General features: G+C 74.7%; 17 protein-coding genes and 1 pseudogene. 9 read left to right on the top strand and 9 right to left on the bottom strand.

Annotated features, from left to right (window positions below; all coding sequences use genetic code 11):
- The first annotated feature begins 8 nt into the window (after positions 1-8).
- Positions 9-1,160 carry a cell wall metabolism sensor histidine kinase WalK gene (locus tag OOJ98_RS33940; RefSeq protein ID WP_267059097.1) on the top strand — a complete coding sequence of 384 codons (1,152 nt, stop codon included), beginning with the start codon at positions 9-11 and terminating at the stop codon, positions 1,158-1,160.
- On the opposite strand, the gene OOJ98_RS33935 is transcribed toward OOJ98_RS33940, so the two are convergent.
- The 3 genes from OOJ98_RS33935 to OOJ98_RS33925 all read right to left on the bottom strand — a co-directional run bounded on the left by OOJ98_RS33935 (position 1,141) and on the right by OOJ98_RS33925 (position 5,150).
- Positions 1,141-2,532 carry a VWA domain-containing protein gene (locus OOJ98_RS33935; RefSeq protein WP_267058980.1) on the bottom strand — a complete coding sequence of 464 codons (1,392 nt, stop codon included), beginning with the start codon at positions 2,530-2,532 and terminating at the stop codon, positions 1,141-1,143. The two genes, OOJ98_RS33940 and OOJ98_RS33935, sit on opposite strands and share 20 nt — an antisense overlap.
- 147 nt (positions 2,533-2,679) lie before the next feature.
- A complete protein-coding gene (locus tag OOJ98_RS33930) occupies positions 2,680-3,648 on the bottom strand; it encodes a hypothetical protein (protein WP_267058979.1) in 969 nt (322 codons plus the stop codon).
- A gap of 14 nt (positions 3,649-3,662) precedes the next feature.
- A complete protein-coding gene (locus OOJ98_RS33925) occupies positions 3,663-5,150 on the bottom strand; it encodes an APC family permease (RefSeq protein ID WP_267058978.1) in 1,488 nt (495 codons plus the stop codon).
- Between the two features lie 350 nt (positions 5,151-5,500).
- Here OOJ98_RS33925 and OOJ98_RS33920 point away from each other — a divergent pair, with 350 nt between their 5' ends.
- On the top strand, positions 5,501-6,694 hold the full coding sequence (locus tag OOJ98_RS33920; RefSeq protein WP_323177965.1) for a M23 family metallopeptidase: 1,194 nt from the start codon (positions 5,501-5,503) through the stop codon (positions 6,692-6,694).
- On the opposite strand, the gene OOJ98_RS33915 is transcribed toward OOJ98_RS33920, so the two are convergent.
- Positions 6,654-7,682: a LysR family transcriptional regulator gene (locus OOJ98_RS33915; RefSeq protein ID WP_267058977.1), complete on the bottom strand. Its 1,029-nt coding sequence runs from the start codon at positions 7,680-7,682 to the stop codon at positions 6,654-6,656. The two genes, OOJ98_RS33920 and OOJ98_RS33915, sit on opposite strands and share 41 nt — an antisense overlap.
- A gap of 241 nt (positions 7,683-7,923) precedes the next feature.
- On the opposite strand from OOJ98_RS33915, the gene snpA reads away from it, so the two are divergent.
- Positions 7,924-8,580, top strand: a complete 657-nt coding sequence (snpA, locus tag OOJ98_RS33910) for a snapalysin (protein WP_267058976.1) — start codon at positions 7,924-7,926, stop codon at positions 8,578-8,580.
- 659 nt (positions 8,581-9,239) lie between these two features.
- Here snpA and OOJ98_RS33900 read toward each other — a convergent pair.
- The 3 genes from OOJ98_RS33900 to OOJ98_RS33890 form a co-directional block, all read right to left on the bottom strand.
- Positions 9,240-11,198 (bottom strand): FUSC family protein, encoded by a 1,959-nt coding sequence (locus OOJ98_RS33900; RefSeq protein WP_267058974.1) that lies wholly within the window; start codon positions 11,196-11,198, stop codon positions 9,240-9,242.
- Between the two features lie 104 nt (positions 11,199-11,302).
- Complete coding sequence (locus OOJ98_RS33895) at positions 11,303-12,316, bottom strand: endonuclease/exonuclease/phosphatase family protein (protein WP_323177964.1); 1,014 nt, start codon at positions 12,314-12,316, stop codon at positions 11,303-11,305.
- Positions 12,317-12,392: 76 nt separating this feature from the next.
- Positions 12,393-13,184 (bottom strand): alpha/beta fold hydrolase, encoded by a 792-nt coding sequence (locus tag OOJ98_RS33890; RefSeq protein ID WP_267058973.1) that lies wholly within the window; start codon positions 13,182-13,184, stop codon positions 12,393-12,395.
- 96 nt (positions 13,185-13,280) lie between these two features.
- On the opposite strand from OOJ98_RS33890, the gene OOJ98_RS33885 reads away from it, so the two are divergent.
- Complete coding sequence (locus tag OOJ98_RS33885; RefSeq protein ID WP_267058972.1) at positions 13,281-14,606, top strand: PLP-dependent aminotransferase family protein; 1,326 nt, start codon at positions 13,281-13,283, stop codon at positions 14,604-14,606.
- On the opposite strand, the gene OOJ98_RS33880 is transcribed toward OOJ98_RS33885, so the two are convergent.
- Positions 14,518-14,922 carry a hypothetical protein gene (locus tag OOJ98_RS33880; protein ID WP_267058971.1) on the bottom strand — a complete coding sequence of 135 codons (405 nt, stop codon included), beginning with the start codon at positions 14,920-14,922 and terminating at the stop codon, positions 14,518-14,520. The two genes, OOJ98_RS33885 and OOJ98_RS33880, sit on opposite strands and share 89 nt — an antisense overlap.
- Before the next feature lie 101 nt (positions 14,923-15,023).
- Between OOJ98_RS33880 and OOJ98_RS33875 the strand changes: the two genes are divergently transcribed.
- A complete protein-coding gene (locus tag OOJ98_RS33875; RefSeq protein WP_267058970.1) occupies positions 15,024-15,443 on the top strand; it encodes a hypothetical protein in 420 nt (139 codons plus the stop codon).
- 246 nt (positions 15,444-15,689) lie between these two features.
- Positions 15,690-16,755 (top strand): annotated as a pseudogene (gene trpS, locus OOJ98_RS33870) (tryptophan--tRNA ligase).
- 62 nt (positions 16,756-16,817) lie between these two features.
- Here the strand turns inward: trpS and OOJ98_RS33865 are convergent.
- The gene (locus OOJ98_RS33865) at positions 16,818-17,726 is read right to left on the bottom strand and encodes a LysR family transcriptional regulator (protein WP_267058969.1); all 909 of its coding nucleotides are present in this window, start codon (positions 17,724-17,726) and stop codon (positions 16,818-16,820) included.
- A 150-nt stretch (positions 17,727-17,876) separates the two neighbouring features.
- Here OOJ98_RS33865 and OOJ98_RS33860 point away from each other — a divergent pair, with 150 nt between their 5' ends.
- From OOJ98_RS33860 to OOJ98_RS33850, 3 genes are read left to right on the top strand one after another with little or no spacing between them, the layout of a single operon-like run.
- On the top strand, positions 17,877-18,326 hold the full coding sequence (locus OOJ98_RS33860) for a nuclear transport factor 2 family protein (protein ID WP_267058968.1): 450 nt from the start codon (positions 17,877-17,879) through the stop codon (positions 18,324-18,326).
- A gap of 36 nt (positions 18,327-18,362) precedes the next feature.
- Positions 18,363-19,301 (top strand): zinc-binding dehydrogenase, encoded by a 939-nt coding sequence (locus OOJ98_RS33855; RefSeq protein ID WP_267058967.1) that lies wholly within the window; start codon positions 18,363-18,365, stop codon positions 19,299-19,301.
- Between the two features lie 55 nt (positions 19,302-19,356).
- Complete coding sequence (locus OOJ98_RS33850) at positions 19,357-20,040, top strand: transglycosylase SLT domain-containing protein (protein ID WP_267058966.1); 684 nt, start codon at positions 19,357-19,359, stop codon at positions 20,038-20,040.
- Positions 20,041-20,045: the final 5 nt, after the last annotated feature.

Genomic DNA, 20,045 nt, shown 5'->3' with positions numbered 1-20,045 from the left:
GCATAGCGATGATCTTCGGCGGGGTCTTCCTCGTGCTCGGGGCGGCGCTGCTCGCCGTGGTCAACCTGCTCTCCCGGGCCGGCACCGAAGAGCAGGCCACCGCCATCGCGACCCGCGCGACCACGCTGCGGATGCCGTCCGGGGTGGCCGCCTACCGCAACGGCGCCATGCCGCTGGAACCGCTCACCGTGTACCGGGTGAGCGCCGACGTCAGCGACGCCGCCTCCAGCCAGACCGCTCTGTGGTCCACCCTCGCCCTCGTCGCGATCGCCCTGCTCGCGGTCGTGGTCGGCTGGTGGACGGCGGGCCGGCTGCTGCGCCCCGTCCACGTCATGACGGCGCGGGCCCGCCGGCTCACCGCGAGCAATCTGCACGAGAGGGTGGGCGCCGCCGGACCCGACGACGAGCTGAAAGAGCTCGGCGACACCATCGACGACCTGCTGGGCCGGCTCGAAGCGGCCTTCGACAGCCAGCGCCGCTTCATCGCCAACGCCTCGCACGAGCTGCGCACCCCGCTCGCCACCCAGCGCGCCGCGATCCAGGTCGGCCTCGACGGCGAGCCCGGCCCCGCCGACCTGGAGGCCACCCGCTCCACGCTGCTCGACAACAACCGGCGCAGTGAGCAGCTCATCGAGGGCCTGCTGATGCTGGCCCGCAGCGAGCGCGGCCTGGAGCGGCGCGAAGAGGTGGACCTCGCGGCGGTCGTACGGGAGGAGGCGGCGCGCTACGACACCGTGAAGGTGACGGCGGCGCCCGCCGTGGTGCGGGGCAACCGGGCGCTGCTCGCCCGGCTCACCGCGAACCTGCTCGCCAACGCGGTCACCTACAACGCGCCCGGCGGGACGGTGGAGGTCGCCGTATACGGCGGCCGGCTCGTGGTGGCCAACCCCACCGGCCCGAAGGTCGCCGCGGACGGGGTCCCGGCCCTGTTCGAGCCGTTCCGGCGGGGCGAGGGCCGCGACCGGATGGGACCGGGCGCCGGGCTCGGCCTGTCCATCGTGCGCTCCATCGCGGTCGCGCACGGCGGGACGGCCACGGCGGAACCCGGCGCCGAGGGCGGGCTCACCGTGACCGTCTCCCTCCCCGCGAAGGCCCGGACCTGCGGCGCCGGAGGGGCCCGCGTAACGGAAGGTGCACGCGTTACGGACGGTACGAGCTGAGCAGCCCCCGGTAGACCTCGGCGTCGCTCAGCTCGCGCGGCGCGGGACCGGCGTGGAAGAACCCGACGTGATCGTGGTCGCCCTCGGCCGTGCGCAGGAAGTCGAACGCCTTGGCGTCCGTCTCGCCGAACGCCACGAACTGCCAGTGCAGCGGCTTGTCGGCGACATCGGCGAGCGCCTGGCGCGCGGGCAGCTTCGCGTCGGGAGCGCCGTCGGTCTGGAACACGACGAGCACCGGGCCCTCGTGCCCGGCCTTCTCGGCGTGCTCGACGACCTCCTCGACGCCCCGGTGGTAGCTGGTGCGGCCGAGCCGGCCGAGCGCGGCGTGCGTCTCGTCGATCACGCCCTCGTACGCGTCGAGGGTGAGGTCGACGGAGCCGTCGATGTCGGTCGAGAAGAACACGGTGTGCACGGTGGCGTCCTCGTCGAGGTGGGCCGCGAGCGCGAGCACCTGCTCGGCGAGGCCCTGGGCGCTGCCGTCCTTGTAGTACGGCCGCATCGACCCGGACCGGTCGAGCACGAGGTACACCTTGGCCCGCGCCCCGTCGAGCCCCGCCTTCTTGAGCGCGGCCCCCGCGGCCTTGTACGCCCCCGAGAGCCCCGGCGCCCGCGACTTGACGCGAGCGGCGGAGACGGCGGGCTTGGCGGCCCTGGCCCCCGACGCGGCCTCGGCCTCGACAGGGACGGCCTCGGCCTCGACGGCCTCGGCTTCGACGGCCTCGGCTTCGACGGTGGCCGGCGCGGCCTCGGGCTCGACGACCGGCTCCGGCTCGGCTGCCGCCTGGACGGGCTCGGCCGCCGGCTCCACCACGGGGGCGGGCTCCGGCTCCGTGACCTCGGCCTTTACGGGCTCGGGCGCGGATTCGGGCGCGGTCTCGACGACCGGCGCGGCCTCCGCCGTGGCCGGCTCGGGCTCGGGCTCCGGCTCGGCGGCCTGCTCCGGCTCGGCCGCCTCGACCGGCTCCGGTACGGGCTCCGGCTCCGGCTCCGGCTTCGCCTCGGCCCGAGGCTGGGGCACCTCGGCGACGGCGGGTTCGGGGGCGGCGTCCGCGGTGTCCGCGGTGTCCGAGGACGGTCCGGCCGTACTCGGGGTGCCGGTGGACGACGGGGTGTCCGTGCCCGGGGCGGGCGGGCGCGGGCCGTCGAACGCGGCGGCCACGAGCGCCTCCGCGGCGGACAGGTCGCCGGCGCGGCCCGGCGCCGGCACGGCAGGCGCGTCGGCAGGCGCGGCGGCCGGGGTGGTGGCGGCCGGTGTCCCGGACGCCTCCAGGGTGCGTTCCGTCTGGGGCGGTACGGAAGCCGCCGACGCCTCTTCGGCACGCTCCGCGCGATCGCGTCCGAACACCTTGCGCAGCAAGCTCCGAATGCCCATGGGCGAGGCCTTTCGCATGAGTTGGGTGCGATACGTACCGCACTGCGCCGACCGGTCCGAGGTCCGATCCCTGGCCAGCGCGGACACGTAAGGTTAGCGACCCCGCCGGGGGTTTCCCGGAAAGGGGCCGGGGCAAGTCCGGCGGGCTCAGCCCCGGGCCTGCTCCCGCCAGCGCAGAATCTGCTGGGCGGGGTCGCCGGTGTAGACCCACGGCACCGTGCAGACCCGCTCGCCGAGCAGCCCGACCAGAGCCACCGCCTCTCGGGTGAGCCCCGCGGAACAGGCCGCGTGGGCGAGGTAGTTGAGTTCGGCGGCCTCCGCGGCGCGGACGGGGCCGGGGGGACGGCCCCCCAGCCACCGGTCGTAGGTGCGCCGCAGCTCGGTCACGGCGAGTTCGTGGTTCCAGTGCTGTCCGAAACCCCGCACCGGCCGGCCCTTCGCCGCCTCCGCGACGTAGCGGTACTCCTCGACGCGGGCGATCTGCACCAGGACGGGCAGCGGCGATCCGGCGGGGGCGGCGCCCGCCGCGTCGCGCGCGAAGTCGTACATCGAGCCGTGCGTGCCGTGCCAGCGCGCCGAGAAGTAGCGCACCATCTGGATGTGGCCTTCGAGGTGGTACGGGTCGCGGCGGCGCAATTCGTCCCACCAGGACCGCAGTTCGCGCCGGGCGACCCCGCCCTCGTACAGCCGGACCACGGTGAGCAGTGAGGCCCAGGGCGTGGGGTCGGCGGGGCGGGCGTCGGCGGCCCCGAGGCAGGCCATCACGGCGACGTCGATGCGGTCGCGGTCGGTGCCGGCGCCGCGCCCCGCGGCGATCGCGCCGTTGAACACCCGGGTCACCTCGGTCGCGGCGCGCAGCACCGCCGCGTCCGGGCTGTCCGGCTCGGCGGCCCGCCAGGCCTCCACGATGGAGGATCCGGCGGCGGCGTCGGCGAGCGCCCTGATGCGGTGGGTGCGCAGCGGCCAGTCGTCGCCGGTGGCCCGCAGAAGATCCCGTACGCCCTGCCAGCGGCCGATGACGATGTCGTGCCGGGCGACGGTGAGGGCGTGGTCGCCGAGGTCGGCGTCGAAGCGTACGGCCGTCTTGCGCTCGGAGCGGCGGCGCAGCGCTGCCATCCGCGTACCGCCTCTCAGAAGTCGGTGGGGTGCCCGGCGTTGGCGTGACCGGCGGGCCGGGTCGGGGCGTTCGCGTGGCCGGCGCCCGCCGCGAAGGAGCGGGTGGCGTCCAGGCGGGCGGGCCGGTAGTAGGGGCTGCCGCGGCGCCAGTACCAGAGCATCGGGACGATTCCGGCGAGGAGGCTGCCGATGCCGATCGCCACGGCCGCGCCGCTGAGGCGGGTCAGCGAGAGCCCGAAGACGCAGAACATGAAGACCGAGCCGAGCAGCGGCCAGACGCCGCCGAGCAGGAACGAGCCGACGGACCGGGTGAGGGTCCTGCGGTAGGCGACGACCGCGGCGAGGCCGGCGAGTCCGTAGTACAGGGTGGTCTGGAGGCCGATCGCGGAGAGCGCGTCGGCCATGATGTCCTGCACCGAGCCGAGGGCGTTGGAGGCGACGAACAGCACCAGCGCGACCGCGCCGACGACGACGATCGCGACCCACGGGGTGTTCCACCGCCGGTGTAAGGCGCCGAGCGCGCCCGGCATCGTACGGTCGCGGCCCATCGCGAACAGCGAGCGGGTGACCTGGATGAGGGTGGTCTCCAGGGTGGCGATGGTGGAGAGGACGGCGGCGAGCACCATGAGCTGTCCGCCCGCGCCGGGCCAGATCCGTTCGCCGAGCAGCGCCAGGACGTTGGACTGGCCGTGGGTGATCTCGTCGCCGGTGAGCAGGGCGTCGGTGGCGACGGTGAAGGCGAGGAACAGGGCGAAGACGACGCCGACGCCGACGAGGGCGGCGAGCCCCGCGGTGCGGCGGCTGTCGCGGGTCTCCTCGCTGAGGTTGCTGGTGACGTCCCAGCCCCAGTAGTAGAACGCGGCGATCAGGGTGCCCGCGGCGAACCCGGAGACGCCGTCGAAGTGGCTGAAGCCGAGCCAGGACCAGTCGAAGGGGACGGCGCCCGCGCCCTCGCCGACCCGGATGAGGGCGCCGGCCGAGAAGCCGAACAGGATCGTCAACTCGATCCCGGAGATGACGAGTTGGGCCCGTGCGGAGAGACGGGCGCCGCCCAGGACGACGCCCAGCATCAGCAGGAACCAGCCGGCGCCGGTGGCGGTGGCGAGCGCGGTGTCGTGGGCGAGGCCGGCGTCGAAGAGGCCGAGGGTCATCTGCCCGGCGGGCAGCGAGCCGGCCACCATGAACAGGGTGGCGGCGACCACGAGCGCCCAGCCGCTGAGGAAGCCGAGGAAGGGGTGGAGGGTGCGGCCCACCCACGAGTAGGCGGCGCCCGCGTTCACGTCGATCCGGCCGAGCCGCCCGAAGGCGAGCACGATGCCGAGCATGGGTATCGCGCAGTACAGCAGGGCGGCGGGGCTCGCGAGACCCACGGAGCCCACGAGCACGCTGGTGGTGGCGGCGAGCGAATAGGCGGGGGCGCTGCCCGCCACCGCCATGACAACGGTGTCGAAGGGAGACAGGACGTTGGGCTGGAGCCCTCTGCCGCTGGTGCTGCTGCTCATGGCCGAACATCCTTTGACGGCGCGACATATGGCGGTATGTCAGAAACGCCGGGTGCAGCGGTCCCGTGCGACAGGCGCTCCGCTCTGGTGCGGCAACCCGGAGTCGACGGCATCGTAGTCGCCGGGGCGGTGCGTGGTTGCCCGGCGCGGTCCCGAGGCGCGGAACACACGGTGCGGCGTACCGACTTCGTCCGGGCCGTGCGCCGGGACGGGTGTGAGCGGCGGCTCACGGACCCGTCGTCCCGGCACACAACCGGGCGGCCGCATCGATCGTCTTGCGGGCCACAGAGCGTCGGGTTTCCGGGTCCCACCGTGCCCTTCGCCCCCGACCACAGGAAGATCACCGGACCGTGGAGTCGATACAGCAGCCGGACCCGGGCGGGGCGGCCCACGCCCTGGAGCGCTTCCTGCTCGCCGGGCCCGAGCGGTGGCCCGAACTCGCGCCCCGCGTCGTGGCCGCCGTCGGCCAGGAGCGGCTGCACGAGATCCTCACGGCGACCGGTGACCGCGTCGGCGGTTTCGCCGGGGTCACCGAGGGGCCCGAGGGGCTGGTGATCGAGGGCCCGGTCGGCCGGGTCCTCGCGTACGCGCGGGCGGACGCGGAGGGCAGGATCGTCGGCCTCCTCATAGCCCCCGGCTTCCACCGTCCCGCGCGCCGCCGTCCGCGTCTCCCGCCGCGCGTGCGGGGCGCCCTCGTCGCCCTGATGCTGTGCGCGCTGTTCGCGGTGCGGATCGTGGCCTGCTGGCGGGCCCCGACCGTGACGGCCTGGTGCGCCGATGTGGCGCTGGTGGCCATCGGCTGTCTGCTCTGCACGGGGTTCTTCGCGCCGGCCCGGCTGCACCGGTGGCTCCGCGCGGGCGCGGCGGCGGGCGCGGCCGCGGCCCTCGCCTCCTGCGGGCGCACGGCCCCGCTCCCCGTGGGCCGCCCGGACGCGTACCTGGTGGCCGTCGCCGTGCTGCTCGCGGGATGCGCCGGGTATCTGGTGTGGGCGCGCCGCCACCGCTGGGGCGCGGCGCTCTCCGCGCCCCTGGAGTTCCCGCTGCGGGGCGGCGCCTGGCTCGTCCTCCAGGGCGGCGGCCCCGGCCTCAACCACCACACCGCGCACCCCGAGGAGCGCGGCGCGCTGGACATCGTCGGCACCGGCCCGCGCGGCTCCCACCCGGGCGGCGGCGCGTCCCCGCGGAGTTACGTGATCTACGGGGCCACGCTGTACGCGCCCTGCGCCGGGCGTGTGGTGTCCGCCGCCGACGGCTACGCGGACCAGCTGCCCGGCACGATCCGCTACGAACCGCCGTACGGCAACCACGTGTTCATCGACACCGGCGACGAGATCGTCAAACTCGCGCATCTGCGGCCGGGCAGTGTGCGGGTGGCCACGGGGGACCGGGTGCGGGCGGGGGAGCCGGTCGGTGAGGTCGGCAACTCCGGCAACACCACCGAGCCGCATCTGCATCTGCACGCCGAACGCGACGGGGTCGGGCTCGACCTCCGCTTCACCGGGGTCACGGGGACGCTGCACCGGGGGCGGGTCGTACGGACCTGAGCGCGGCCGCACCCGAGGGGTGGACCCAGGGCCGCGAGGGATGGCTGTAGTCGCCCCTCCGCTCCAGCCACGCCCGGTAGGGCGGTGAGGACGACGCCGCCTCCCAGTACGCCGCCTCCAGGTCCGCGCCGACCCCGGCGAGCTCGCCCCCGTACGCCCCGCTGCGGACCGCGAGGAGGAGGCGCACACCCAGCGGGTCGCCGCGCAGCGGGCGGATGGCGAAGTCGGAGCGGGGGCGGGAGGTGGGCTGGCACAGGGTGACGATCTCGCCCGTGGTGACCAGTCCCACCGCCGTCAGGTAATCACCGTGCAGGACGCGGGGGTTGAGGCCGGCCGCGTTCAGGACCCGGCGCAGTCCCTCCCACTCGCCGTCCACGCTGGGGTCGACCATCCACTGGTCGGCGGCGAGATCGGTCAGGTCCACGACGGGGTGGTGGGCCGCGGGGTGGTCGGCGGCCAGGCACACGAACTGGGGCTCGCGCTCCACGAGCGTACGGACGTCGAGCCCCGGCGGGATGCGCAGCGGGCAGCCCTCCACCTCGTGCACGAATGCGACGTCCAGTTCGCCCGCCGCGACCTGGCGCAGCAGCGCGGTGGCCGAAACCGCCACCTGGAGCTCGGTCTCGGTGCCGGGCAGGCGCTCCCGCAGCCGGCGCAGCCAGCCGGGGATGGCGCGGCTCGCGGTGGAGCCGATGCGCAGCCGTTCGCCCCGTGCGGCGCGGGCGGCGGCGGCCCGGGTCTCGGTGACCAGGGCGTTGAGCGCGGCGAGCAGCGGGCGGGCCCGGCCGACGACGCCCCGGCCGAGCACCGTGGGCACACAGCCGGTCCGCTCGCGCGAGAAGAGCCGCCCGCCCAGGGTGCGCTCGATGCGCCGCAGTTGCGTGGTCAGGGCGGGCTGACTCGTGCCGAGCGCGCGGGCCGCGCCGTGCAGGCTGCCGGCGTCGGCTATGGCGCACAGCACCCGCAGATGTCTCACCTCCAGCTCCATGCGGCTGAGATTAGGCGGCGCCCCCGCCGCGCACCAGGTGTCCAAAACCGCTCTGATACGCGGGAGTTATCGCAGACCGGCATCATTCCCGTCCGTCGCTGTGGCCTCCACAATCACCGGGACGACGCCGCGCCGCGACCCACCCGGTCGGGGCAGGCGCGTCGACCGGTCCCTGCACACCCCACCCGGGTGCGGCCCACCCAGCCGCACGCGGATCCCCCACAACGATTGGCAACCCCCCATGAGACACCCCCGTACCTTCGCCGTGACCGCTGCCCTGGGCCTCGCCCTCGCCGGGTTCGGCGCGATCCCCGCCACCGCCGCCACCGCGTCCACCGCCGCCGCCCCGTCCACCGCCGCGCACTTCACCCCGGGTGCCAAGCACTCCGCCGCCAACGACCGGGCGTTCTACGACGCGGTCATGAAGTCGGTCGCCAAGAAGCGCGCCGCCAACCCGCTCGCCGCCTCGGTGACGGTGTACTACAGCGCGGCCAACGCCCCCAGCTTCCGCTCGCAGATATCGCAGGCCGCGCAGATCTGGAACTCCTCGGTGCAGAACGTGCGGCTCGCGGAGAGCGGGTCCGGCGCGGACTTCCAGTACTACGAGGGCAACGACACGCAGAACGGCTCGTACGCCTCGACCGACGGCCACGGCAACGGCTACATCTTCCTGGACTACACCCAGAACCAGCAGTACTACTCGGTGCGGGTCGTCGCGCACGAGACCGGGCACGTGCTGGGTCTTCCCGACCACTACTCGGGGCCGTGCAGTGAGCTGATGTCGGGCGGCGGGCCCGGTACGTCGTGCCGCAACGCCTACCCGAACAGCACGGAGAAGTCCCGTGTGAACAGCCTGTGGCGCAACGGGCTCGCCTCGGCGTTCAAGCCGGCCGCGTAGGCCTCTGGCAGCATGGGGGGATGCCGCCGCTCTCCGTCTCCCCGCGCCGTACTTGCCCGTCCTGCGGTCGATCCGTCGCCGTGGTGGCGGGCAAGTTCGTGCGTCACGATCCGCGTTCGCACGAGGGGGTGGAGCTGGTGCTCTGCGCGGGTTCCAAACGCCGGGCTCCGCTGGACGCCACCCACCCCACCCTGGACGCCTTCCCCCTCCCCCCGACCTCAGGCCAACTCCCCCTCTTCTGACCCCCGGGGCTCCGCCCCGGACCCCGTTCGCGCGTTGCGGGCGCTCGTCCTCAATCGCCGGACGGGCTGAGGTGGCTCGGGATGGACACCCTGCCAAGGCCAACCCACCCAGGGGCGCGGGGCTGTGACGTGTGCGCGGCTCCGCCGCGGTGGGCGCGAGCTGCGGGCTTGGTGCCGGGTGCCCTACAGGGGCGCGGGGCTGTGACGTGTGCGCGGCTCCGCCGCGGTGGGCGCGAGCTGCGGGCTTGGTGCCGGGTGCCCTACAGGGGCGCGGGGAACTGCGCGACCAGCCCCGCACGATCCGCAGACAAAAGCGGGGTTGCTGGGGCTCGCCCCGGACCCCGTTCGCGCCTTGCGGGCGCTCGTCCTCAATCGCCGGACGGGCTGAGGTGGGTCCCATGAGCCGGGGTGGGCGGGTCAGTTGGGGTGGGTGGTGATGGCTCGGGCCGCCTGGACCTCCTGGCGGAGGGGGGCCAGGACGCCCTCGTCGTCCCCGGCGAGACACGCCCGCACCCCCACCGGCGTCGGACTCCGCCGCACCCCCTGCGCCAGCTCCCTCAACTCCCCCGCGATCTCCGCGACCTCGCCGGCCGCAGGCCACGGCGCCCCGTGGTTGACCCGGACCCGCGCCGCCGTCGTCGCGTCCACGACCCGCTCGACCGCGACGACCAGCGGCCACCACGCCGCCGCCCGCGCGCCCATGGGGGGCGGCTCGGTCAGCGCCCGCTGGAACTCGCTGCGTACGGTCGACAGGTCCCGGTAGAGCCGGCGCCTGCGGCGCACGCGTTCCGCGCGGTCGGCCTCGGACCCGAACGCGTACTCCACGTACTCCGCCGTCGCCACGACCGCGTCCGCGAGCCGCGCCCCGACCCGCGTGTGCCAGCTCTCGGGCCACAGCACGTACCCCGCGACCAGCGCGATCGCGCAGCCGATGAGGCTGTCGGTGAGGCGCGGCAGGACCAGGTCGAAGCCCTGGTGGTTGAGCATGTCCGACAGGAGCAGGATCACCGGGGTGATCGCCGCCGTCTGGAAGGCGTACCCCTTCGCGGAGAACGCCGGGATCAGCGCGGCCAGCACCATGAGCGCCGGCACGTCCCACCAGCCGCGCGGCACCTCGGACAGGACGGCCGCCGCGATGAGGAGCCCGCCCGCCGTGCCGATCGCGCGCATCAGGGCGCGCGCGAAGACCGAGCCGAAGTCGGGCTTGAGGACGAAGACGATGGTGAGGGCCACCCAGTACGAGCGCTCCACCGGCACCACGGACACCAGCGCCTGCGCGAGCCCGATGCACAGCGCGAGCCGCAGCCCGTAGCGCCAGGAGGCGCCGGAGAGCAGGACGTTGCGGGTCGCGCGGCGCAGCCGGATGCGCAGGGCGGCGGGGCGTCCGAGCCGGTCGTCGATGTTGGTCTGGTCGGGGTCGGGGTGGTGCACCACCGCGAAGGCGTGCCGCACCGCGCTGTCCAGGGCGCGCTCGGCGGGGGTGGCCGGCGCGGGCAGCTCCGGTACGGCCGGGCCGGTGCGGCCCTCGGCGACGGCGTCCGCCAACTCCCGTACGGCCGCGGGGAACGCGGGGTCCACGCCCCAGCCCCGCAGGTGCACGGCGGGGGCCGCTTCCACGATCGGGATCACCACGTTGAGCTGGGCGGAGAGCCGCACCAGCTCGCCCCGGCGGCCGTGTTCGCGGGCGCGGCGGCCGAGGACGAGGTCGTAGGTGGTGTTGAGGGAGTGCGTGACGGCCTGGCGCCGGGTGTCGTACGTGTCGCTCGCGGCGGCCTCGATGGCGTCGGCGGCGGCGCGGTAGGTCCCGGCGACGGCGTCGCGTTCGGGTTCGGTGCGGCGCAGCGGCCAGGCCAGGAGGCTCAGGAGCAGGACGAACAGGCCGCCGAGGCTGAGCAGCAGGGGCGCCTTCCACCAGGGGCCCGGCATGGGCAGGCCCGCGCCGACGACGGCGTTGAGCAGGAGCAGCAGCCCGGACACGGAGGCGACCGCGCCGATCGAGGAGATCATTCCGGAGACCAGGGCGATCAGGGTGAGCGCGCCCACCGCGAGCCAGCCGTGCCCGAAGACCTGGTTGCCGACGGTGACGCCGATCGCGCCGAAGAGCTGCGGCACGGCGATGTTGAAGACCCGCATCCGGTACGCGTCGGCGGTGTCGCCGATGACGCCGCTGAGCGCGCCCATGGAGGCGAGCGCGCCGTAGGCGCCGTGCCCGGTCGCGAGGCCCACGGCGAGCGGCGCGGCCAGGGCGATCGCGGCGCGGGCGACGGCCGGCCAGGGGATCGGGGCGGGGGCGGGCCGCAGCCCCCCGATGAGCCACTCCGGGGGCGCCGGAAACCCGGCCCGCCCGCCGTTTCCCGCCCGCTTCTGATCAGCCATGAACACACGACACCGCAAAAGGATCACTTGGCGCAAACGGGGCGGCCAACGGAAGCGTAAATGTTATCCACAGGCTGTGGATAGTTTTGCTGCTGCCCGCAGGGCTACCCGCCGTACAGCCCCAGCTTCACGAGGAGCGCGCGGTGGTCGGTGCCGCGCAGGGTGAGGAAGCGCGCCGACGCCGCCTTGAAGTCGTCGCTCACCAGGACGTGGTCGATCTGCGTGCGCAACGGCGTCGTCCGGTCGGCCGGCCACGACCAGGCCCGCGACTGTCCGGCCAGCCGGGCGCTGTCGTGCAGGGCGCCCCCGTCGAGTACCGAACGGAACAGGGCGTGGTCCTGCGTGGCGTTGAAGTCGCCGGCCAGGACGACCGGGCCGCCCTTGGACGCCTTCGCGAACTCCCGTACCCGGCCCAGCTCCTGATGCCATTTCTGGTCGGCGCCGGGAAGCGGCGGCATGGGGTGCGCGAGCTGGAGCCGCACCTCGCGCCCGCCGATGGTGGCGACCGCGCCCGGCATCGCCATCTCCGACGGGATGGGCGCGGCCGCCTTCAGCGGGAAGCGGCTGAGGATCGCGGAGCCCGCCGAGCCGTCCTCGCGCACGACGTCGCGGTAGGGGTAGTCCGACGCCGGCACGCGCGCGGCGAGCGCGTCGGAGCAGCGGAAGCCGCACTCCTCGACGAAGACGATGTCGGGCTCCTCGCGCCGGACCGTCGCGATCAGGTCGTCCGTCGCCCACCCGAACTCGGTGTTGGAGGTCAGCACCGAGAACTCGGCCAGGACCGGCCCCTTCGGCCGGGTCGTGGCGTCCCCGTACGGCTGGGTGTACCAGCCGGTGACGGCGAGCACCGCCACCCCCCACACCATCCCGGTGCGCCACCGTCCGAGCACCGCGAGCACGAGCCCCGCGCCGCCCGGCACCAGCAGCCACGGCAGGAACGCGAGGGCCTGCGGCACCGGGGTGACCCCGTCCGAACCGGCGGCCCGGCAGCCCACCACCCCGCTCACCCCGGCCAGCAGGAGCGCTCCGGCAAGCGAGGAGACCACCCGCCAGGGGTGCCGGCGCCGGACCTCCGGCACCGCGCGCTCCGCCTCGGTCCCGGTGCTCAAGGTGTCCACGGCGGCCTGCCTCCCGCTAGCCGGTCACAGGGTTCGCATCCTCTCGCACGGACGGCCCCGCGCCCGGCACGGTTGCTCAAGCCTTTGCTCGCGCCGCCACCCGCGCCAGCAGGCCGCGCACGGCCTCGTTGAACGCCGCGGGCTGTTCCAGGTTGGGCAGGTGGGCCGCGTCCTCGACGACGGCGAGCTCCGATCCGCCGATCGCCGCGTGCATCGCCTCGGCGTCCGCGACCGGCGTGTACGTGTCGTCGCGCCCCACGACCACCAGGGCCGGCACGGAGACGGTGGTCAACAGGGCCCGGTAGTCCGGGCGTCGGGCCCGCCCGCGCAGAGCGGCCGCCGCGCCCTCGGGATGCGTGGCCGTCATCATGCGGCGCACATGGGCCCGTACGGACTCCGGCGCGTACGGCGCGACCATCCGGTCCAGGGCCTCGTCGACGTAGCCCGCCATGCCCTCGCGCACCAGACGCTCCGCGGTGGCCTCGCGGGCGGAGCGGCCCTCGGGGGTCTCGGCGGCGGGGAAGGTGTCGGCGAGGAGCAGGCCCTCGATGCGCTCCGGGAAGAGCCGGTAGCACTCCATGACGATCTGGCCGCCCATGGACAGACCGCCGAGCGTGAACCGTTCGACGCCGAGCGCGTCCGCCAGCGCCAGGACGTCCTCGGCGAAGTCGGCGAGCAGGGTGGTGCCGGGCACGACGGGCGCGTCGCCGTAGCCGCGCAGATCGGGCGCGATCACCCGGTGCGTCCGGGCGAACTCCTCGATCTGCGGGGCCCACATGGTGCGGTCGAAGGGGTGGCCGTGGACGAGCAGCAGGGCGCCGCCGGTGCCCTCGTCGGCGTACGGGAGAGGCGTGTGGGTGCGGGACATGGTGAGGAGGCTAGGTGCGGGCAACTGCTCGGTGCAATAGGCTCTTTGCTCTCGGTGCAATGCCGGGGCCGGGCGGCCGAGGGACGGGTGAGGGGCGTGGACTACCGCAGGGTGGCCGACGAGGTGGCGGCGCAGATCGCGTCCGGGGCGCTGTGTCCGGGCGACCGGCTGCCCACCCAGCGGGCCTTCGCGCGCGCCCGGCGGATCGCCGTCTCCACCGCGATCCGGGTGTACGGGGAACTCGGCCGCCGGGGCCTGGTGGTGGGCGAGGTCGGGCGCGGCACGTTCGTGCGGGCCGCGCCGCCGCATCCGGGCTCGGTCCTCGCCGAGGACAGCGGGCGCACCCCGGTCAACCTGGAGCTCAACTACCCTTTGGCGGAAGGGCAGTCGGAGCTGATGGCGCGGTCGCTCGGCGGGCTGCTGCGGCCCGACGTCCTCACCGGGGCCACCCGCCCGGCCGCCGCCGACGGCACGGCGGCGGCGCGCGACGCGGCCGCGGAGCTCCTCGCACGGCCGGGCTGGCGGCCGGACCCCGAGCGGATCCTCTTCGCGGGGAACGGCCGCCAGGCGATCGCGGCGGCGCTGTCCTCACTGGTGCGCCCCGGTGGCCGGCTCGGCATCGAGGAGCTGACGTATCCGCTGGTCAAGGCGGTCGCCGAGCGGCTCGGCATCGACCTGGTGCCGCTCGCCATGGACGCCGGCGGCCTGCTTCCCGGGGCCGTCGCGGCGGCCCATCGCCGCACCCCGCTCTCCGCGCTCTACGTACAGCCCACCCTGCACAACCCGCTCACGCTCACCATGGACGACGAGCGCCGCTCCCAACTGGCCGCCACCATGGTCGAGTTGGACCTGTGCGCGATCGAGGACACGACGTGGGCGTTCCTGACCGGAGCCGCCCCGCCCCCGCTGGCCGCGTACGCCCCCGGGCACACCCTCCTCGTCGACAGCCTCTCCAAACGGCTGGCGCCCGGTCTCACCACGGGCTTCCTCGTGGCGCCCGCCGGCCACACACCGGCGCTCGCGCGGGCGCTGCGCTCGGGGGCGTGGACCGCGGGCGGGTTCAACCTGGAGGCGGCGGTGCGCTGGGCCGGGGACGGCACTGTCGAGGCGGTCACCGCCGCCAAGCGGGCCGACGCGGCCGCCCGCCACGCCCTCGTCCGCACGCATCTCGACGGCTTCCGGGTGCGGGGCGACGCGGCCGCCTACTTCTGCTGGTGGGAGCTGCCCGCACCCTGGCGGGCCGAGACGTTCGCCGCCGCCGCGGCCGAGCGGCTCGGGGTCGCGGTGACGCCGGGCACCGCCTTCGCGGTGGGCGGCCGGGTGCCCGACGCGGTCAGGATCGGCCTGGCGACCCCGCCGGCGCCGGTCCTGGCCGGGGCGCTTCGGCGTCTCGCCGCGCTCGCCGCCACGGCCGGCCCGTGAGCCAGGACCCGAGCGCCAGCGCCAGCCCGAAGGCGAGGACGGCCCACGCCGTCGTCGTGAGGAAGTCCGTGAGCGCGTCGTAGACCGACCCCGCGGCCGCGGGGTCGGAGTCCGCGGGGAGCCCGTCGAGCGTGTGCGACCTGCCGGCGGCGACCAGCACGCGCAGCACCACGGCACCCACGGCGAGCCCGGCGCCCACCCCGATGAGGACGCGCCGGCGGCGCACCGCGCCGGCCGCCACCGCCGGACAGGCGGCCGCGCCCCGGGGGCCGACGGCCCGAAGCCACCGGAAGACCGCGGACAGGAAGCTGCGCACCCGTCCACGTAATCCCGGGTTGCCCTTCGGCGCCCGCGGGTGTGGGCTGTATGGGGGACGCACGCACCCATGTGTCCCGGGCAAGCGGAAGGAATGCCGCCATGGCCGCACACGCTTCGGTACCCGTCACGAGCCGCCGCACGGACCGCCGCACGACGCACCGCCCGAGCACCGCCGTCCTGGCGGTCCCCGTCGTCCTCGGAGTGGCGTACGGCGTCTGGGCCGCCGCCATCCAGCGCAACGCCGGCAGCAACGGTGTGCTCACCGGCGGCCAGATCGTCCTGGGCGTCGTGGCGGGCCTGCTCCTGACCGTCCTTGGCCTCGCCCTCCTGCGCGTCCAGTCCGCACTGCCCCGCGAGATCCGCGCGGCGGCGTACGCCACGCTGTTCGGCTGCGCCATGGGCTTCCTGTACAGCCTCTCGGACCACAGCATCCTGCGGTCCTCCGGCATCGGAGCGATCTGGGGCGGCGCCATGCTCCTCGTCTCGTTCTACGTGTTCTACACACACGAGAAGACCTGACCGTACGCAGGAGCCGACCGCGTCCGGCCCGGCCGCGTTACAGTGGCCGTATGCCGTCCGTGTCGTCGTGCCGATCCCGCCTCAGCTGGTGGCGCTCCTCCTAGGAGCGGCCACGACCTCCACGCACGCCATCGTCATCGGGCCGTTCATCACTGGACGGCCCTTTTTGTTGCCCTCGCTGGATCCCGCAGTGGGCGCCGTCCAGGCCCGCCCCGTCACCACCCACTGCCTCCCGAGGAGCCCACGATGACCACGACCCTGCGCCCCACGACGACGCCTTCCGCCCCGGCGACCGGGCCCGGCACCGGCCGCCCCGCCGTCACCGGGCCGGTTGTTCCCGAGCGCGTCCTGACCGGCGACCGGCCCACCGGGCCCCTCCACCTCGGCCACTACTTCGGCACCCTCCGCAACCGGGTCCGGCTCCAGAACGAGGGCGTCGACTTGTTCCTCGTCATCCCCGACTACCAGGTGCTCACCGACCGGGACGTCGCCGAGCGTCTGAGCGAGCACGTGGAGGGCCTCGTTCTCGACTACCTCGCGGGCGGTGTGGACCCGGCGCGCGCGACGGTGTTCACGCACAGCGCGGTCCCCGCCCTCAACCAGCTGCTCCTGCCCTTCCTCAGCCTGGTCTCGGTCGCCGAACTCGGCCGCAACCCCACCGTCAAGGACGAGATCGCCCATTCCCGCCAGGCCGCCGTCTCGGGTCTGATGTTCACCTACCCCGCCCACCAGGCCGCCGACATCCTGTTCTGCAAGGCGACCCCTCGTCCCCGTCGGCCGGGACCAGGAGCCGCACCTGGAGCTGACCCGCACCATCGCCCGCCGCTTCAACGAGCGGTACGGGCCGGTCTTCCCCGAGCCGCGCACCCTGCTCTCCGAGGCGCCCCTGCTGCTCGGCACCGACGGCACCAAAATGAGCAAGAGCCGCGCCAACTCCATTGCTCTGAAAGCGAGTTCGGACGATACGGCCCGGCTGATCCGGGGCGCGAAGACGGATGCGACCCGGCTGATCTCCTACGACCCCGAGCACCGGCCCGCGGTGAGCAACCTCGTGCTCCTCGCCGCGCTCTGCCAGGGCCGCGACCCGCACGAGGTGGCCGCCGGGATCGGCGAGGGCGGAGCCTTCGCCCTGAAGGCCGAGGTCACCGACGCCGTCAACACCCACCTCGCCCCGCTGCGGGCCCGCCGCGCCGAATACGCCCAGGACATGGGGTACGTACGCCGGCTGATCGCCGAGGGCAACGAGCGGGCCGGCGCGGTGGCCGAGGCGACCCTGGACGAGGTGCGCGAGGCGATGGGGACGTTCCGCTAGCGCCGTCCGGGCGGGGCGTGCGGCCGCCCGGCCGCCTCCCCCCGGCCCGGCAGACGCGCCCGTCACGCCGGCGAGTGCAGCCACCCCTGCGCACGGGCCGTCCCCGACGCCGTGCGCAGCAGCTGGGCGACGGCGGGGCGGCGCGCCCGGCCCCGGGTCAGCAGGTGGAGCTCGATCGCCGCCGCCGGCCGCAGCGGGCGCCACACCAGGCCGGCCGGGAGCCCCTCGATCGCGGACGCGCCGGTCACGGAGACGGCCTCGCCCCGCGCCACCGGGGTGTGCGCCGCGTCGAACGACAGCTGTCGCAGCAGGAGGCGGGGGGTCAGACCGGCCCGCGCGTAGAGGGCCGTGATCGCGTCGAAGTGGCCGGGGTTGGCCTCGCGCGGGTGGATCAGGAGGGGCTCGTCGGCGAGCGCCGTCACCTCGACGCTCTCGCCCGCCGCCAGTGGATGCCCCGCGGGCAGCAGGACGCCCTGGGGCTCCAGGCGGACGAGGGTGCGGACGAGTTCGGGGGTCGGCGGCGGGCAGCGGACAAGCCCCGCGTCCAGGGTCCCGTCGGTCACCCCGGCCACGATGGCGGCGGTGGGCAGCAGCCGGGTGGTGACGGTGAGCTCCGGGTGGTGTTCGGTGAGCGCCGCCAGGAGCGCGGGCGCGGTGCCGTATCCGGTGCTGGTGCTGTAGCCGAGCGTCAGCGTGGACCGCTCGGATGCGGCGAAGCCGTGCACGTCCCGCCACAACCGGTCGGCCTCGGCGCACAGTTCGGTGCCGCGCTCCATCAACAGGCGGCCCGCTTCCGTGGGTTCGACGGCGTGGGTGGTCCGGTCGAGGAGCCGTACCCCGAGTTCCTGCTCCAGCTGACGGATCTGGCGGCTGAGCGCGGGCTGGGCGATGTGCAGCCGTTCGGCGGCGCGCGTGAAGTTGCGTTCCTCGGCGACGGCGAGGAAGGAGCGCAGACGGCGGAGTTCGAACATGCCGGGCAGCGTACCGGCCCCTGTGAACAGCCGTTATGCCGGCACGGCATGGCGCGGTTCCGAACAGGTCTTTCCCTCGGCGGGTCTCCCGTTCCTAGGGTTCAGGTGTCGGAAAGAGCAACCGGGACGACCGAAGGACAGGCCGAGAACATGAGCACCGAGACCGTCACCGCCGCAGTCACCCCCGCCGCCGCGACCCCCGCCACCGAGACCGGACGTGCCGTGGTCCTCGGCTACATGGACACCCTCACCACCGGCGACTTCTCCGCCCTGAGCGGCTTCTTCGCGCCGGACGCGACGTGGACCCTCGCCGGTGACCTGCCGCTGTCGCGGACCTGGACGGGCCCGCAGGAGATCCTCGGCGAGTTCATCCCGGCGATGGTGTCGCACTTCGTGCCCGAGTCGATGGAGTTCGCGTTCGAAGGCGTCATCGCCGACGGCGAGCGGGTCTTCGCGGAGTGGAACACCCGGGCGCTCACCACGGAGGGCGCCCGCTACGACCAGCACTGCCTCGCGGTCTTCACCGTGCGGGACGGGCGGATCGTCGCCGTTCGCGAGTACATCGACACCCTGCACGCCAAGAACGTCGTCTTCGTCTGATACGCCCCCTCACGACACCGCGGAAAGGAAGCCGTCATGAAGGCCGTACTGCCCGGCACCCCCGAAGACGCCGGCGCGCCCGTCGTCCTGGGCGAGGCGCCCGAACCCGCCCCGGCGGACGACGAGTTGGTGCTGTCCGTCGAGGCGTACTCGGTGAACCGGGGCGAGACCTTCCAGCTCGACGGGCAGCTCGACCGCACCTGGCCGGGGTGGCGGCCCGGCAAGGACGTGGCGGGGACCGTGGTGCGGGCCGCCGCCGACGGGAGCGGGCCCGCCGCCGGCGTCCGCGTCGTGGCCCATCCGCCCGCGTTCGGCTGGGCCGAGCGGGTCGCCGTGCCGACCACGAGCGTGGCCGAGCTGCCCGACAGCGTGGACGCGGTGACCGCCGCCGCCCTGCCGCTCGCCGGCATCACCGCGCTGCGGCTGCTGCGCGCGGCGGGCCCGGTCGCGGGGCGCCGGGTCCTGATCACGGGGGCGAGCGGCGGGGTGGGCCATTACGTCACGGAGCTCGCCGCGTCGTCGGGCGCGGCCGTCACCGTGGTCGCCGCCACTCCCGAACGAGGGGCCCGGCTGGTCGAGTTGGGTGCCGAGGAGCTGGTCACGTCGGTGGCCGACGCGGCAGGACCGTACGACGTCGTGCTCGAATCGGTCGGCGGTGACAGCCTGCCCGCCGCGCTCGGCCGGCTCGCGCCCGGCGGGCTGCTCGTCTGGTTCGGGCAGGCGAGCCGCACCCCGGTGACCCTGGACTTCTTCGACTTCTTCAAGGGCCCGGACCAGGCCCGCATCGCCCACTTCGACTACACCGCGTCCGACACCACCTACGGCGGCGACCTCGCGGCCCTGGTCCGCCTGGTGGCGGCGGGGCGGCTGCACCCGGAGATCGGTGCGGTACGCGACTGGTCCCGCACGGCCGACGTCATCGCCGCGATCAGGGCCCGCGAGGTGCGGGGCAACGCCGTCCTGACGCTCTCCTGACCACCTCTTCCTAGACTGGGGACCGGCAGCGACCGGAGCGAAGGGCGGGGCGACGATGGCCGAGCGGCACAGGCGGGGCGGGCGTGCCCGGTGGATGGTGCTGCCGGCCGCGGCCCTCGCCGGGTGGGGATGCGCCCACTACCTGGGGTGGTCGTCGGACGCGGGGAGCCCCTCGCCCACCCCCTCGCACCCGGCGTCCGTGGCCGCCTCCGCCCCACCGTCGCCGACCCCCTCGGCACCCGGCGGCGCCTACGACCCCGCCGCCTACGCGCCCCAGGTGCGTACGTACGCCGAGAAGGCGGGCGTCAGCGCCCAGCTGCTCATGGCGATCCTCTACAACGAGGACTACAAGCCGCACGACCCGGCCTTCGAGCGGAGCTGGCAGAAGTACAAGCCCGACGCCGCGTTCGGCATCGCCAACATGCACCGGGCCGCCTTCGACCAGACCAAGCGGGGCCGCGACTTCGCCTCCCGCTCGTGGCAGGAGCTGCCCGACGACCGCGCGCTCGCCGTGGAGGCGGCGGCCTGGTACCTGCACGACATGTCCAAGCAGCTCCCCGCGCACTGGGCGGGGTCCTATTCGCGTGAGGAGCTGATGGCGCTCGGGTACAACGCGGGCGGTGGCAACATGGCGGCGTTCGCGCGGGGCGTGAAGCCGGGCAGTCAGGCCGCCGACTATCTGGCGCGGCTGCGGGGGAACTGGGACAAGGCGGCGAAGGCCGTCGCCCGGACCGGGTAGTTCGC

Source organism: Streptomyces sp. NBC_00083 (genome assembly GCF_026343295.1).
Lineage (GTDB): Bacteria > Actinomycetota > Actinomycetes > Streptomycetales > Streptomycetaceae > Streptomyces.
Note: the sequence above shows the minus strand (reverse complement) of the source record. Positions and strands in the feature narration are given on the sequence as shown.

Bases quoted from the DNA above. Each gene is read 5' to 3' on its own strand.
- OOJ98_RS33940 (WP_267059097.1), top strand. From the start codon at position 9: ATGATCTTCGGCGGGGTCTTCCTCGTGCTCGGGGCGGCGCTGCTCGCC.
- OOJ98_RS33935 (WP_267058980.1), bottom strand. From the start codon at position 2,532: ATGGGCATTCGGAGCTTGCTGCGCAAGGTGTTCGGACGCGATCGCGCG.
- OOJ98_RS33930 (WP_267058979.1), bottom strand. From the start codon at position 3,648: ATGGCAGCGCTGCGCCGCCGCTCCGAGCGCAAGACGGCCGTACGCTTC.
- OOJ98_RS33925 (WP_267058978.1), bottom strand. From the start codon at position 5,150: ATGAGCAGCAGCACCAGCGGCAGAGGGCTCCAGCCCAACGTCCTGTCT.
- OOJ98_RS33915 (WP_267058977.1), bottom strand. From the start codon at position 7,682: ATGGAGCTGGAGGTGAGACATCTGCGGGTGCTGTGCGCCATAGCCGAC.
- snpA (WP_267058976.1), top strand. From the start codon at position 7,924: ATGAGACACCCCCGTACCTTCGCCGTGACCGCTGCCCTGGGCCTCGCC.
- OOJ98_RS33900 (WP_267058974.1), bottom strand. From the start codon at position 11,198: ATGGCTGATCAGAAGCGGGCGGGAAACGGCGGGCGGGCCGGGTTTCCG.
- OOJ98_RS33890 (WP_267058973.1), bottom strand. From the start codon at position 13,184: ATGTCCCGCACCCACACGCCTCTCCCGTACGCCGACGAGGGCACCGGC.
- OOJ98_RS33875 (WP_267058970.1), top strand. From the start codon at position 15,024: ATGGCCGCACACGCTTCGGTACCCGTCACGAGCCGCCGCACGGACCGC.
- OOJ98_RS33865 (WP_267058969.1), bottom strand. From the start codon at position 17,726: ATGTTCGAACTCCGCCGTCTGCGCTCCTTCCTCGCCGTCGCCGAGGAA.
- OOJ98_RS33860 (WP_267058968.1), top strand. From the start codon at position 17,877: ATGAGCACCGAGACCGTCACCGCCGCAGTCACCCCCGCCGCCGCGACC.
- OOJ98_RS33855 (WP_267058967.1), top strand. From the start codon at position 18,363: ATGAAGGCCGTACTGCCCGGCACCCCCGAAGACGCCGGCGCGCCCGTC.
- OOJ98_RS33850 (WP_267058966.1), top strand. From the start codon at position 19,357: ATGGCCGAGCGGCACAGGCGGGGCGGGCGTGCCCGGTGGATGGTGCTG.